This window comes from Halanaerobium polyolivorans, assembly GCF_020711195.1.
In the GTDB taxonomy this organism is placed as follows: Bacteria; Bacillota; Halanaerobiia; order Halanaerobiales; family Halanaerobiaceae; genus Halanaerobium; species Halanaerobium polyolivorans.
Genome location: NZ_JAJFAT010000018.1, coordinates 1 through 15,585, shown reverse-complemented (window position 1 = coordinate 15,585; position 15,585 = coordinate 1). Strand labels below are relative to the sequence as shown.

Genomic DNA, 15,585 nt, shown 5'->3' with positions numbered 1-15,585 from the left:
ATGAGCATTAAAGAGCAGATATATTTGTTTCAATTGAAAATGCTGGAGGTTAAAGATAATGGAAAAATACGATATTGGTATATTAGGGGGTGGCCCTGGCGGATATGTTGCTGCAATTAGAGCTGCTCAGTTAGGGCTCAAAACTGCAGTAATCGAAAAAGATGTAGTCGGAGGTACCTGTTTAAATAGGGGTTGTATTCCAACCAAAACTTATTTGAAACATACAGAATTAATCCATGAACTAAAAAGAATGGATCAGTTTGGAATAATGGTTGATGGCTACAGCCTGGATTGGCCAAAAATGAGAGCACGCAAAAACAAGGTGGTTGCCAAACTAACCGGTGGTATCAGAGGTCTATTCAAAAAAAATGGTGTAGATTTAATCAAAGGCAGGGGAGAAGTAATAAATGAACACGAAATAAAAATATCTGGTGAAAAAGATAAAAAAATAGGGGTCAAAAATATTATCATTGCTACGGGTTCAGCTCCCATTATGCCTGCTTTAAAAGGTATGGATCTTCCTGATGTCATAAGCAGTAGAGAAGCTCTTGATCTAGATGAGCTTCCAGAAAGAATAGTTATCATAGGGGGAGGGGTTATTGGAATCGAAATGGCTTCTATCTATTCCAGTCTGGAAGTTGATGTTACTATAGTTGAGATCTTGGATGATATTTTAGTTAATTTTGATCAGGAAATGGTCAAAGTTCTCAAACAAAGACTGAAAAAAGATGGAGTAAAACTATTGACATCGTCTAAAGTAACAGAAATTGCAGAAGAAAATGATGAGCTAATAGTTAAAATTGAATCTGAAAAAGCAGAACAGATATTTACAGATAAGGTGCTGGCTGCAGTTGGACGCAAAGCTGTTTTTGCCGGTATAAAAGACTTAGATTTAGAGATGGAGAATGGTTTTATAAAGGTTGACTCTCAAATGCAAACAAGTATAAATGGTATTTATGCTGTTGGAGATGTAACCGGAGGGATGCTCTTAGCTCATGAGGCTTCTGCAGAGGGTATTGTAGCAGTAAATAATATTCTTGGTAATCAAGAAATAAGAGATAATTTAATTTCCAACTGTGTTTATTCACTGCCAGAAATTGCTAGTGTAGGGATGACCGAAGCTGAAGCAAAAGATGAGGGTTATCAAATAAACATTGGTCGTTTTCCATTTAAAGCAAGTGGCAAAGCAATTGCAGCAGGTGCAGAAGAAGGTTTTGTGAAGATTATTTCTGATAAAAAATGGGATCAAATTTTAGGAGCACAAATAGTTGGTCCCCATGCAACAGATTTAATTGCAGAAGCAGCAATTGCCATTAAGCTGGAATCAACTACTGAAGTACTTGCTAATACCATTCATGCCCATCCAACCCTATCTGAATCAGTAAAAGAAGCAGCAGAGGATGTACATAATTTGGCAGTACATTTTTGATTTCACTGCTTTAAAACAATATTTTTAAAAACCATAGTTATGAGGAGATGGTAATTAAATGAGTCTAAAAGAAGAAGCATTAAAAATGCATAAAGATAATCAAGGTAAATTGATGGTAAAAACAAAGGTAGCAGTAAATGATGAACATGATCTTTCACTTGCTTATTCCCCTGGAGTTGCAGAGCCCTGTTTAGAGATAGAAAGAGAGCCTGATAAGATTTATGAATATACAAATAAGGCTAACTTTGTGGCAGTAGTAAGTGATGGTAGTGCTGTCTTGGGCTTAGGAGATATTGGAGCAGCAGCTTCAATGCCTGTTATGGAAGGTAAGGCAGTCTTGTTTAAAGAATTTGGTGGTGTAGATGCTTTTCCAATCTGTTTGGATGAATCTGATCCAGATAAACTAATAGAGATAGTTAAGAAGATGGAATCTGTTTGGGGTGGAATTAACTTAGAAGATATTAAAGCTCCAAAGTGTTTTTATATAGAGGATCGACTAAAAGAAGAGTTAAACATCCCTGTTTTTCATGATGATCAGCATGGAACAGCTATTATAACAATAGCTGGACTTATCAACTCACTTAAAATTGTGGACAAAAAGATAGAAGATATAAAAGTAGTAGTAAATGGAGCAGGTGCTGCTGGAGTAAGTATTATCGATTTACTTTTAGCTGAAGGGGTAAAAGATATAGTTGCTTTAGACAGTAAGGGAGCTATATATGAGGGTAGAGATAATCTTAATGAGAGCAAAAAAGAACTTGCTAAAATAACCAACAAAAACAATCAAGCTGGAGATCTGGCCGAAATAATGAAAGGGACAGATGTCTTTATAGGTGTATCAATAGCAAATCTAGTTTCAAAGGATATGGTTAGGTCGATGAATGCAGATCCAATCATCTTTGCCATGGCCAATCCAGTTCCAGAAATAATGCCTGATGACGCCTTTGCAGCAGGGGCTAAAATAGTAGGTACAGGTCGTTCTGATTTTCCAAATCAGGTTAATAATGTGCTTGCCTTTCCTGGGATTTTCAGAGGAGCCCTTGATGTAAGAGCGAGAGAGATTAATAGAGAAATGAAACAGGCAGCAGCATATGCTTTAGCAGATTTGATTGCTGAAGATGAACTTAAAGCTGATTATGTGATTCCAAAACCATTTGATCCGAGGGTTGGTCCCCATGTAGCAGCTGCAGTAGCTCAAGCAGCAATAGATACTAATGCAGCTAGAATCAAATTAACTTATGAAGAAGAACTAGCAAATGCCAAAAAAATAATGGAAAAAAAGTAATTTGAATTACAAAAGCATTAACTAATATATACAGTAGGGAAATTCAAGACTTTTTCCTGCTGTATATATGATTATTTTGTTTGAAGTATTTTGCCTTTATCAATTTCAAAAGAAAGGATTAAATATGAAAACTTTAGCAGAAAAAACGAATGAAATTTTAGAATCTGATTTTGATGTTCATCATATCTTTAAAAGAATTGTTAGTCAAGAGTCTCCATTTACTGAAAATGAAGAAATTATAGAGCTGGTATTTATTAAAAGAAAACATTTAGATGATAGTGATATAAAATCACCGGTGCAAAGGCCTGCTAAAATCCTAGTTGCCACAACTCATGGACTAGTATATGCTGAAGAAGGATTTAAAGAAATAAAGGAAAACTACTATGGCTATAAGATGAAACATATATATTATGATAAAATTAGCAGTTTAGAGTTGGATATCTGCTTGCTCCATGGTGAGTTTAAAGTAGAAACTAATTCTTCGCAAAATCCAGTCATAGAGCTTTCATTTAATACAACTCAATATTATGAAGAGTTCGAAAAATTCATTGATGTTGTAAGACAAAAAAGAATCAAATATAATAGTTAAAATATCTGCCCTTTGTTTATATTTCTAATAGTAATTAAGCTGAATAATACTATTAAAATAATTATAACAGGGGGCTTTTCAACTGATAACTGCTATTTATAATTTGTTCAGCTTAAAAATTTATGGAAAAGTAATGTTAACAGGAGCAGAAAAAATTACGAAAGAAAAGAATAAGGAAGTGTAAAAATGGAAATAAAATATGGTAAAGAAAAGTTTAAACTTGAAATACCAAAAGAAAGAGTTTTAAAAACACTTAAAGCAGCAGAAAAAGATGGCCTTGATAACCCTTTAAAAGCTGTTCAAGCATCACTTGAAGATCCAATTGCCTCTAATTCTCTTTTGGATTTGTTAAATAAAAAAGAAGCTCAAAAAATTGTAGTTATAGTAAATGATGTAACCCGTTATACCCCTTATAAGTATATGCTGCCTCCACTTTTAGAAGTTATAGAGAGGGCAGGAATAAAAAAAGAGCAGGTGACCTTTGTTGTAGCAACTGGAGTACATGATCCTCACTCTAAAAAACAAAACATAGATATATTTGGTGAAGAAATTGATCGAGATTATGAATTCCATCACCATGATTGTGATGCAGAAGTAGTTGAAATAGGTAAATTAAGCACAGGAAATACTTTAAAGATCAATAAAATAGTTGCAGAAGCAGACTTTGTAATAGCCACAGGCGTTATTTTACCACATTATATGGCAGGCTTTTCTGGTGGGAGAAAATCAATTTTACCAGGTGTAGCAGACAGAGATTCAATAGAAAATAACCATGCCAATATGGTAAAAGTAATGGCAGAGGCACCTTCATTAGAAAAAAATCCAATTAATTTAGAGATGTTTGAAGCAGCTGAAATGCTGGGAGTAGATTTTATAATAAATGTGGTAACAAACAGTAATAGGGAGATAGTTAAGGTTGTTTCAGGTGACTTAAAAGAAGCTTGGTCAGCAGGAATTGACATTTCAGCTGAAATGTATCATGTAGAGATAGAAGAAAAAGCAGATGCTGCTGTAGTAAGTTCTGGTGGTTTTCCAAGAGATATTAATGTCTATCAAGCCCAAAAAGCTCTTGATCATGCAGACCATGCAGTAAAAAAGGGCGGAACAATTGTCTGGGTTGCCGAATGTAGTGAAGGCTTAGGAGAAGAACGTTTTGAAAAGTGGATGCAGGAAGCTAAAAAACCGGAAGATAATATTGAGAGAATAAAAAAGAAATTTTTAATTGGGGGCCATAAGGCTTACGCAATTTCCAAAGTAGTCAAAGATAAAGATGTTATATTGATTTCTTCTTTAAGCAAAGAAAAAACAGAAGCAATGTTTTTGCAAAAACTTGCTAGTTTAGAAGAAGCTGTTAAATATCTTGAAGAAAAATATAGTGGAGATTATACAACTTATATAATGCCTCAGGGTAGTTTAACTGTCCCAACTGAAATATAGTAAATCTTAAATTTTAAATCTTAAAAAAAAGAGGGAAATAAATGAATTTAAAAGAAGAAGCTTTAAAATTACACAAATTGAATAAGGGTAAACTGATGGTGCAAACAAAAGTAGCAGTCAATAATGAAGATGATCTTTCTTTAGCCTATTCACCTGGAGTAGCAGAGCCATGTTTGGAGATAGCAAGAGAGCCAAATAAGATTTATGATTATACAAACAAATCAAATTTTGTTGCAGTTGTAAGTAATGGTAGTGCTGTATTAGGATTAGGGAATATAGGAGCTGCTGCTTCTTTACCTGTAATGGAAGGAAAAGCTGTTTTATTTAAAGAATTTGCTGATGTTGATGCATTTCCAATCTGTTTAAATGAACCTGATCCTGATAAATTAATATCATATGTAAAAAAAATGGCTCCTGTGTTTGGAGGTATAAATTTAGAAGATATTAAATCACCAGAATGCTTTTATATTGAAGAGAGATTGAAAGAAGAACTAGATATTCCAGTTTTTCATGATGATCAGCATGGAACAGCCATAATTACATTGGCAGCTTTAATAAATTCCCTAATAATATTAAATAAAAATATCGAGGATATTAAAGTAATAGTAAATGGAGCAGGTGCTGCAGGGGCAAGTATAATTAAATTACTGAACTCAGAAGGAGTTGGAGAGATTATAGCTCTTGATATTAAAGGATCTATATATGAAGGCAGAAAAGATCTTGATAAAAACACAAAAGAAATTGCTAAAATAACAAATAAAGCAAACAAAAAAGGAGATCTTGCCGAGTTAATCGAAGGTGCTGATGTGTTTATTGGAGTCTCAGCAGCTAATCTGCTTTACAAAGAAATGGTTCGATCTATGGCAGCTGATCCAATCATTTTTGCAATGGCAAATCCAGATCCTGAAATATGGCCAGAAGATGCTCTAGAAGCCGGAGCCAAAATTATTGGTACAGGAAGATCAGATTATCCCAACCAGGTAAATAATGTTCTGGCATTTCCCGGGTTGTTCAGGGGAGCTCTTGATGTGAGGGCAAAAGAAATAAATGAAGAAATGAAAAAAGCAGCAGCTTATGCAATTGCAAATTTAATTGATGATTGTGATTTAAAAACAGATTATGTAATTCCAAAACCATTTGATCCTAGAGTTGGTCCCTATGTTGCCGCTGCTGTAGCACAGGCTGCTGTCAAAACAGGGGTAGCAAGGATTGAAATTGACTATAAAACTGAACTTGAAAAAGCACAAAGGCTGATGAAAAAAGCTAATCAAAAGTAATTTTTAAATAGCAGAATTTTTTTCAACAAACGGAGGGTTATTATTGGAAAAATTTATATATAATTTTGCAGAAGGCAAAACAGAAATGAAAGCACTATTGGGTGGTAAAGGAGCAAATTTGGCAGAAATGAACAGGATTGGGCTACCTGTTCCTCCAGGATTTACAATTACAACTGAAGCTTGTATTAGATATCTGGAAATGGAGCAAAGGCTAGATGAAAAACTTAAAGAAAGTATTTTTGAGTATTTAAAAGAAATTGAGAAGAAAAACGGCAAAAAATTTGGTGATGTAAATGATCCCTTACTGCTTTCGGTAAGGTCAGGTGCAGTCACCTCAATGCCGGGAATGATGGATACTATTTTAAACCTCGGCTTAAATGATAAAAGTGTTAAAGGATTAGCTAAAAAAGCATCAAATCCAAGGTTTGCCTATGACAGTTATAGAAGACTTATTCAGATGTTTGCTAATGTTGTTTTAGATATACCGGGTTATGAATTTGATAATCTATTGGAAAAGAAAAAAGAAAAAAATGATTATACTAATGATACCGAATTAAGTGTTGATGATTTAAAAGATATAATTGAAGAATATAAAAGATTAATTAAAAAACGAGCGAAGATAGAGTTTCCTCAAAAGCCGGAAGAACAGCTTTTAATGGCTGTCAAAGCTGTTTTTAGTTCCTGGAATAATCCGAGGGCCAAATCGTACCGTAATATTAATGATATCCCCCATGATTTAGGTACAGCAGTAACTGTGCAGACAATGGTTTTCGGTAATATAGGTGAAAATTCCGGAACAGGGGTTGCATTTACCAGAAACCCGGCAACCGGAGAAAACAAAGTTTTTGGCGAATTCTTACTTAATGCCCAGGGAGAAGATGTAGTTGCTGGGATACGAACTCCTAAAGATATAGGTGAATTAAAAACATTGATGCCCGAGGTATATGATGAGTTAATGGAGATTACCAAAACACTGGAAAAACATTATAAAGATATGCAGGATATAGAGTTTACAATTCAAGAGGGTAATCTATACTTATTACAAACTAGAACAGCCAAAAGAACTATTGATGCAGCAGTTAATATAGCAGTTGAGATGGAAAAAGAGGGTTTAATAGATAAAAAGACGGCAATATTGAGAATCGACCCGGAAGATATAAGTCAGATGCTGCATCCTAACTTTAAAGAAGCTGAACTTAAAAAAGCAGATCTTCTTGCTGTTGGACTTGCTGCTTCACCTGGTGCTGCCACTGGTAGAATATACTTTAGCTCTGAAGCTGCGGTTCAGGCTGTTATAGATGGTGAAGATGTAATTCTGATCCGCAAAGAAACTTCACCTGAGGATATTGAAGGCATGGCAAAAACTAATGGAGTATTAACCTCAAGAGGTGGTATGACTTCACATGCAGCTGTTGTAGCAAGAGGTATGGGTAAATGTTGTGTTGCAGGAGTAGGAGATATTAGAGTAGATGAATCTGCAAAAAAATTCTATGTTAATGATAGGGTATTTAAAGAAGGAGATTATATTTCACTTAATGGTAGTTTAGGAGAAGTGTATGCTGGTGTTATTGAAACCACAGATGCTCAATTAAGTGAAAACTTTAAACTGCTTATGAAATGGTCTGATCAGTACAGAAAACTTGGTGTTTATACTAATGCGGATAATCAAAAAGATACTGTTGTAGCTCTTAATTTTGGAGCAGAAGGTGTTGGCTTATGTAGAACTGAGCATATGTTTTTTGATAGTTCTAGAATTAATTCTGTCCGGGAGATGATAGTTGCAAATACCAAGAAAAAACGCCAAAAAGCTCTAGATAAGTTATTTCCCTATCAAAAAGATGATTTTAAAAAGATATTTAAAGTTATGGAAGCTAAAACCCTAACGATTAGACTCTTAGATCCTCCATTACATGAGTTTTTAACTTTAGAAGAAGCTGAACTTAAATCACTAGCAGCTGAACTTGCAATTTCAACCCAAGAGCTAAAAACAATAACTGAAGAGCTTAAAGAAGTAAATCCCATGTTAGGCCACAGGGGCTGCCGCTTAGGTATCAGCTATCCTGAGATTTATAAGATGCAGGTTAAAGCAATTATTGCTGCTGCTCTAGAGGTCAAAGCAGAAAAGGGTTATGATGTTAAAGCAGATATAATGATTCCATTAGTTGGGAGTGGAGAAGAACTAGCATTATTAAGAAAAGAAGCAGAAGAGGTTGCAGAGGGATTGCTTGAAAGTGCAGCTGTTGAGATAAAATATAGTATTGGTACTATGATAGAAATTCCTAGAGCTGCTTTGCTGGCTGATGAAATTGCTGAACATGCAGATTTTTTCTCATTTGGAACCAATGATTTAACCCAAATGACTTACGGTTTTTCTCGAGATGATGCTAATAAATTTATTAATCAGTATTTAGATAAGGGGATATTAGAAAAAGATCCATTTACAGTTCTTGACCAAAAAGGAGTAGGTAAATTATTAAAAACAGGGGTTGAATTAGGAAGGAAAAGAAAAGAGCAGCTTAAAATCGGTATTTGTGGAGAACATGGAGGAGAGCCAGCTTCAATAGACTTTTGTCACAAATTAGATTTAAATTATGTTTCCTGTTCACCTTATCGAGTTCCGATTGCCCGCCTTGCAGCCGCTCAATCAGCAATAAAAAATGATTAATAAACAAGCCAATTAAAATTATAAATAAGAGAGGTGAAAGTTATTGAAAATTATTAAATATAAAAAAAATAAGGAAATAAAGCATGGGATCTTAAAAGAGAATGATATTTATTCAATTGAAGGGGATATATTTAAAGATTTTGAGCTCGGAGAAAAAACGGCTAAATTAAAGGAAGTAGAACTTAAAGCTCCAATAGATCCTCCAAATATTATTGCAATAGGTCTTAATTACCGCAAACACGCTGAAGAAAGCGGCTTAAGAATTCCTGATAAGCCAATTATCTTTTTAAAAGCCACCAATAGTTTAACTGGAACAGGTTCAGAAATTATATTACCTAAATTAGCTGCAGATGAGGTGGATTATGAGGCAGAATTAGCAGTTGTAATTTCTAAAGAGGCAAAGAATATAGAAGCAGTAAACAGTGAAGATTATATTTTAGGTTATAGTTGTGCTAATGATGTTAGTGCAAGAGACTGCCAAATTAGAAAGGATAAGCAGTGGGCAAGAGCAAAATCATTTGATACTTTTTGTCCTTTAGGACCGGTAATTGAAACAGAATTAGACCCTGACAAATGCAGTATAAAATCAATTTTAAATGGGAAAGTTATGCAGGATTCAAATACTTCTGATATGATTTTTTCTGTAGAATGGTTAATTAGCTATTTATCACATAATATGACTCTAAAACCTGGAACAGTTATTTTAACAGGCACACCAGAAGGAGTAGGCTTTGCCAGAAAAGCCCCAATTTATTTAAAAGATGGAGATGAAATTGAAATCCAAATAGAGGGTATTGGTAGTTTAAAAAACAAGGTAATCAAAGAAAAATAAAGTAGAGTACTTAAATCAGGTAATAGGTCTTATTCCTATTACCTCTTTTTTTTATTAACTTATTCAGCTTATTATAGCTCAAGTTAATAAGCTTTTTAGAATATTGATATAAAGGAATTTTGCTTAATTTATAGAATATGTATATAACTGTAGATTTAATAAAAATATTCATTGTTTTATTGAAAATAAATTTTAAATAAATTTTAACACATCTAATTTAAAGGAGGAAAAAAATGAGTAAAAATTTGATCGATGTTTTGATTGAAATTCCTAAAGGTAGTAATAATAAGTATGAGTATGACAAAGAAAAAGGAGCTTTTAGACTTGATAGAGTAATGTTTTCTCCGGTTTATTATCCGGCTGATTATGGATTTATTGAGAACACACTTGCAGATGATGGTGATGCATTAGATGCAATGGTCTTAACTACTTTCCCAACATTTCCAGGTTGTATAATTACTGCTAAGGTTATAGGGATGTTTATAATGGAAGATGAAAAAGGTATGGATGAAAAAATCATGACAGTTTCTGAATATGATCCCAGATATGAGAATGTAAACAGTCTTTATGATTTAGAAGAACATATTTTAAAAGAATATAAACATTTCTTTTCTGTATATAAAGATCTAGAGGAAAAAAAGGTTGATATTCATGGTTGGGCAGGTATAGAGGATGCACTTGAAGTAATAGAGGCAGCTAAAAAGGCATATGATAATTAAAATAAATTTCATATTTGTAAATGTTGAACTTAACTTAAGCAAAAAAATGTGTTAAAATGTACTTTAGCATAATCAGAAGTCTATATTTTTAAATAAATGGAGGTTTTTAAAATGACAAAAGTAATTAAAAAAGCAGAAAAACTTGGAGATGCACTTGTAGATTCAGAACAGTTTCAAGAAATGGTTCAGGCTGAAAATACTTTAGATGCAGATAAAGAAGCATCAAAATTGGTAGAAAAGGTAGAAAGACTACAGCATCAAATTGATGCAGATAGAGCTAATGATGAGCTTAAAAAAGAAATGGCTGAACTGCAGAAAAAAATCTGGAGTACTCCTAAAACCAAACAATATTTACAAAAACAGCAGAAGTTTAGTAAATTAATGAAAAAAGTTAATGATGTACTTATGAATGCTATGCAGCCTGATCATGCTCAGTCAGGTCATGATCATTCTGGACATGGACATGCTCATAATCACGATCATGGTGATCATGGTTGTTGTTCTGGTGGTGGAGGTTGCTGTTAATCAGCAAAATTCAAAAATAAGATATTAGGAATTAAGACCTGATAAGGTCCCCTTAGTTTAGACAGATTAAAATATAATCTGTTCTATAAGAAAGGGGATTTTTTATTTTAGAGGAAATTATATTTTTATCAATATTGCTTTGCCCAAGCAGAAGAGAATTTTATTTTGCAATTCAGATGTCGATAAATAAATTATTATTAGATTTTCTCTCTAATTATTGTTATAATAATTATATAATTTATCCAATTTTTATATTTTTCTATCAATTAAATATATTTATAGGGAGGACTATCTTGAATGGAAAATCAATCCGCTGTAAAAAATTGGGAGCTTTTAATAAGTTATTTGCCTTTTATGGTAATTTTATTAGATGAAAATAAAATTATAAGCAATATAAATAAAGAAGCTCAAAGTTTTTTTAAGAAAATTTTCGATTTCAATACTTCAGATCTTCTGCTTGATCTATCTTTAGCAGAGTTTTTCTTGAAATTAAAAAGCTACAGCACTTTTAGAAAGCAAGATTTTAAAGCTTTTTATTCTGAGCTTGAAAAAGTAGTTAATAAAGAAAAAGAGCTCTTTACTTCAGAGATTATGTTAGATGCAGCTGAGAAAAAAATATATTTAAAGCTAAAAATAAAATCTTTTGCTGAAGGCAGTATAATTACCTTTGAAGATATTAGTGAAAGAAAAGAAGCAGAAATATCGTTAAAAAAAGAAATAAAAAATAAGATGCTTGCTAAAATAAAAGAGAATGAATCCTCAGAGGAATATGAACATAAGATTATAAACAATAATGGTGAGCTTCGATATCATAAATGGAAAGATTATTCACTTTTAAGTGATAATTCTCAAAAGAGAATTTATCAATCGGTTGGTCGAGATATAACTGAAAAGAAGTTGGAAACTAAATTTGCTGAAGCATTGTTTGAAAACAGCTCTTCTGCAATTGCAATGCTTGATAATAATCATCAGATAATGAAAGTTAATAATACTTTTGAAAATAAATTTGGCTTTAAATCTGAAAAAATATTGGGGATTAATTTAGATGATCTGCTGGAAAAAAACAAAGCTGGTATTTCTGATAGAAGCTTATCCAAAAATGTACTCAAGGGAGAAAAGGTAGTCTCAAAAGGGATAAGATATGATAGTGCTGGTAAAGCAAGAAGCTTTTTAATCAAAGGTATACCAATTATAATAGAAGCTGATATCAAAGGTGTTTATGTTATTTATGATGATATAACTGAACCGGAAAAAACTAGAGAAGAACTAGAAAACACAAAAAAAGAATTAGAAAATATTTTAGAGAGTATTGAAGATGGAATTAGTGTTTTGAATCCTGATCTAACTATAAATTATACCAACCCCAAAATGCAGGAGTGGTTTGCTGAAAACAGACCTTTAAAAGGCAAAAAATGTTATGAAGTTTATCATAACAGTGATCAGCCTTGTAAAAAATGTCCCACTATTAGAAGTTTAGAAAGTGGAAATGTAGAAAGTGAAATAGTTAGAGGTCTTAATGGTTCAGGACAAAAATATTTAGAACTATTTACATATCCCATTTTAAATAATGATAATGGTGAGATTGAAGGTGTAGTCGAATTTGTTAGAGATATTACAGAAAAAAAACAATTAGAAAACAAACTTAAAATTAAGGAAGAACAATACAGAAAAATATTTCACGAGTCACCAATAGGGATGATGCTCGAGGACTCAGAAGGTAATATTCTAGAAGTAAATGATAGTCTTTGTGAGGTAACAGGTTATAAAAAAGAAGAATTAATAAACAGTAGTATTTTTGATAAATTAGTACCTCCAGCTCAGCATCAAATTGCTAGAAAAAATATTAAAAAAATACTTAACAATGAAGATTTCGAATTTATTACAGCAAACGAGAAACCAAATGGAGAAAAATATCATCTTAAACTTAAGGAAACGAAAATCACCTTGGCTGATAAAGGTGAAGGTATTTTGTCAATGCAGTTGGATATAACAGACAGCATCAAAAAAGAAAAGAGATTAAAATATTTAAGCTATCATGATGATCTAACCGGTTTATATAATCGCAATTTTTTTGAAGAAGAACTACAGAGGCTGGATACAAAAAGGCAGCTGCCTTTAGCTTTGATTTTGGTCGATGCTAATGGTTTGAAATTGATCAATGATACCTATGGTCATTCTTCAGGAGATCAATTTTTAATTAAAATTGCAGAGGTTTTGAATTCTGTAATGCGAGAAGAAGATATAATAGCCAGGCTGGGTGGAGATGAATTTGTTGCTATTTTACCTAAAACCGAGCAAAAAGAAGCCCAAAAAATAGTTAATAGAATTTTGAGTAAAAGTAGAGAAAAATACATAGAAGATATTAATTTATCGATTGGTATAGGAGCAGCAGTAAAGACAGATCATAGGCAAAACATCTATGATATTCTCAACCAGGCTGATAAAAAGATGTATCAGGATAAATTGACCAATGGAAGAAGTGAAAAAAATAAATTAATTCAAAACCTTTTAGAAACCCTTGGTGCAAAAAGTAATGAAAGTAAAGAACATGCTGAAAGAATGTCCGAATTAGCTCTGCAGTTAGGTGAAGCATTGAATTTAAATAATGAGGATTTGAAGAATCTGATTTTGCTGGCAACAATCCATGATATAGGTAAAGTAACAATTCCGGAAAAAACATTGAAAAAAACTGAAGCACTAAATAGAAGAGAATGGCAAGAAATTAAAACCCATCCCGAAAAAGGTTATAGAATAGCTCAGGCTACTGATGAATTTTCTGTGATCGCAAAATTAATTCTTCACCATCATGAAAGATGGGATGGTAGTGGTTATCCGGCTGGTCTACAAGCTAAAGAAATACCTCTTTTAGCAAGGATAATTGCTATTATTGATGCCTATGATGTAATGACAAATGATAGAAGCTATCGTAAAGCAATAAGTAAAGAAGAGGCTTTCGCAGAAATAGAAAGATGTTCAGGAACTCAATTTGATCCTGAATTAAGCAGAGTCTTTTTGCAGATGATGTCTAAAGAGATTTGAGTTTGACTATCATTAGATAAATAATACTGGCTCTTTGAATAAAAAGTTGACAATTAAAAATATATTATATATAATCATAAATGAACATAAACAAAAACAAACAAACAAACAAAAACTATGAAAGGAAGGTTGATGCTTTTGTTACATCAAAAGTCTGTAGAAGTCAAAAATAGAACAGGTTTACACGCTAGACCTGCAGCTCAGTTAGTTGAAATGGCTGGTAAATATGATTCTAAAATTAATATTGTCCATGAAAATAAAGAGGTTAATGCCAAAAGTATTATGGGTGTTATGAGTCTAGGGCTTGTTAGAGGAAGCACATTCACTATTAAAGCCGAAGGTGAAGATGCCAAAGAAGCTGTCAATGAACTTGTTAGCTTTGTTGAAGTTGAACTAATGAAAGAAGATGAGGAGTGATTTGATGCAGGGGATAGGAGCATCACCAGGAATTGCAGTCGGTAAGGTTTTAATTAAAAAAGATCAAGCAACTGAGATAGACTATGATAAGATCAAAGAGGCAGAAGTAGAAGCTGAAATAGAAAAACTGCACAGTGCACTTGAAAAAGCAAAAGAATCATTAAAAGAGTTAAAAGCAAGTACTGCCGAAAAGATGGGGGAAGAAAAGGCAGAAATATTTGGGGCTCATTTAATGATTTTAGAGGATCCAGAAGTTATACCAGCTTTTGAAAATAAAATTAAAGAAGAAAAACTAAATGCAGCAGCAGCGGTTAAAGAAGTAGTAGATCAGTATGCTGCGATGTTTTCTGCAATGGAGGATGAGTACTTAAAAGAAAGAGGAGCAGATATTAAAGATGTAGGGATGAGGATAATCAAGATTCTGCTCGGAGTAGAAGCAATAGCCGAAAAGATGGATGAAGAAGTAATTATCATAGCAGAAGATCTAACCCCTTCAGATACAGCCCAGCTTGATACGGAAAAAGTACTGGCCTTTGTGACCAAAGATGGCTCAAGGACCTCTCATACGGCTATAATGGCTAGAACACTAGGTATACCAGCCGTTGTTGGCCTAGGAGAAGGACTATTAGCAGAGGCAGAAGGTGAAGAAGAAGTAATAGTAGATGGTAACAGCGGCAAGGTATATTTTTCACCTGATAAAGCAACCAAAGCAGAATACAAAACAAAGCTTGAAGAATATGAGGCAGAACAAAAGCGCTTAGAATTTTACCAGGATAAAAAAGCCCAGACCAAAGATGGGATAGATATAGAAGTAGTAGGTAATATGGGTAATTTAAATGATATAGAGCCCATTTTAGAAAAAGGAGGAGAAGGAGTCGGCCTTTTTCGCACCGAATTTTTATATATGGACCGGAGTGAACTACCAACAGAAGAAGAACAATTTGAGGTTTATAAAAAAGCAGCCGAAACAATGGGTGAGAGACCGGTAGTAATTAGAACCTTAGATGTTGGGGGAGACAAAGACTTACCATATTTAGATTTTCCTAAAGAGATGAATCCATTTTTAGGTTATAGAGCGATCAGGATCTGTTTAGAAAGAGATGATATCTTCAAACCACAGCTTAGAGCCTTATTAAGGGCAAGTGCTTATGGTAATCTCAAGATAATGTTTCCGATGATAGCCACAATGGATGAGTTATTAGCAGCAAAGCAAAAGATAGCAGAAGTCAAAGCAGAGTTAGACAGTGAAGGCAAAAGCTATAATGAAGATATAGAGATAGGGATGATGATAGAAATACCGGCAGCAGTGATGACAGCAGATCAGCTGGCAAAAGAGGTAGACTTTTTCAGTATAGGGACAAATGATTTAAT

At 33.3% G+C, this 15,585-nt stretch carries 12 protein-coding genes; all 12 read left to right on the top strand.

The window, feature by feature from the left end; all coding sequences use genetic code 11:
• The first annotated feature begins 58 nt into the window (after positions 1-58).
• A complete protein-coding gene (gene lpdA, locus LJ207_RS10785; RefSeq protein ID WP_229346514.1) occupies positions 59-1,429 on the top strand; it encodes a dihydrolipoyl dehydrogenase in 1,371 nt (456 codons plus the stop codon).
• Between the two features lie 58 nt (positions 1,430-1,487).
• Positions 1,488-2,714, top strand: coding sequence for an NAD(P)-dependent malic enzyme (locus tag LJ207_RS10780; RefSeq protein WP_229346513.1), 1,227 nt, complete (start codon positions 1,488-1,490; stop codon positions 2,712-2,714).
• A 124-nt stretch (positions 2,715-2,838) separates the two neighbouring features.
• Complete coding sequence (locus tag LJ207_RS10775) at positions 2,839-3,303, top strand: PH domain-containing protein (protein WP_229346512.1); 465 nt, start codon at positions 2,839-2,841, stop codon at positions 3,301-3,303.
• A 186-nt stretch (positions 3,304-3,489) separates the two neighbouring features.
• Positions 3,490-4,740 carry a nickel-dependent malate racemase, LarAH6 family gene (gene larAH6 / locus LJ207_RS10770; RefSeq protein WP_229346511.1) on the top strand — a complete coding sequence of 417 codons (1,251 nt, stop codon included), beginning with the start codon at positions 3,490-3,492 and terminating at the stop codon, positions 4,738-4,740.
• Between the two features lie 41 nt (positions 4,741-4,781).
• The gene (locus LJ207_RS10765; protein ID WP_229346510.1) at positions 4,782-6,017 is read left to right on the top strand and encodes an NAD(P)-dependent malic enzyme; all 1,236 of its coding nucleotides are present in this window, start codon (positions 4,782-4,784) and stop codon (positions 6,015-6,017) included.
• Between the two features lie 43 nt (positions 6,018-6,060).
• Positions 6,061-8,682, top strand: coding sequence for a pyruvate, phosphate dikinase (ppdK, locus tag LJ207_RS10760; RefSeq protein ID WP_229346509.1), 2,622 nt, complete (start codon positions 6,061-6,063; stop codon positions 8,680-8,682).
• Between the two features lie 43 nt (positions 8,683-8,725).
• Complete coding sequence (locus LJ207_RS10755; protein ID WP_229346508.1) at positions 8,726-9,514, top strand: fumarylacetoacetate hydrolase family protein; 789 nt, start codon at positions 8,726-8,728, stop codon at positions 9,512-9,514.
• A gap of 233 nt (positions 9,515-9,747) precedes the next feature.
• Entirely contained in the window at positions 9,748-10,233 is a 486-nt protein-coding gene (locus LJ207_RS10750) for an inorganic diphosphatase (protein ID WP_229346507.1), read from the top strand.
• Between the two features lie 111 nt (positions 10,234-10,344).
• Positions 10,345-10,758: a YlbF/YmcA family competence regulator gene (locus LJ207_RS10745; RefSeq protein ID WP_229346506.1), complete on the top strand. Its 414-nt coding sequence runs from the start codon at positions 10,345-10,347 to the stop codon at positions 10,756-10,758.
• 297 nt (positions 10,759-11,055) lie between these two features.
• Positions 11,056-13,797, top strand: coding sequence for a PAS domain S-box protein (locus LJ207_RS10740; protein WP_229346505.1), 2,742 nt, complete (start codon positions 11,056-11,058; stop codon positions 13,795-13,797).
• 138 nt (positions 13,798-13,935) lie between these two features.
• Entirely contained in the window at positions 13,936-14,214 is a 279-nt protein-coding gene (locus LJ207_RS10735; RefSeq protein ID WP_229346504.1) for an HPr family phosphocarrier protein, read from the top strand.
• 4 nt (positions 14,215-14,218) lie between these two features.
• On the top strand, positions 14,219-15,585 hold a 1,367-nt coding region (gene ptsP / locus LJ207_RS10730), incomplete at its 3' end, for a phosphoenolpyruvate--protein phosphotransferase (RefSeq protein ID WP_229346503.1).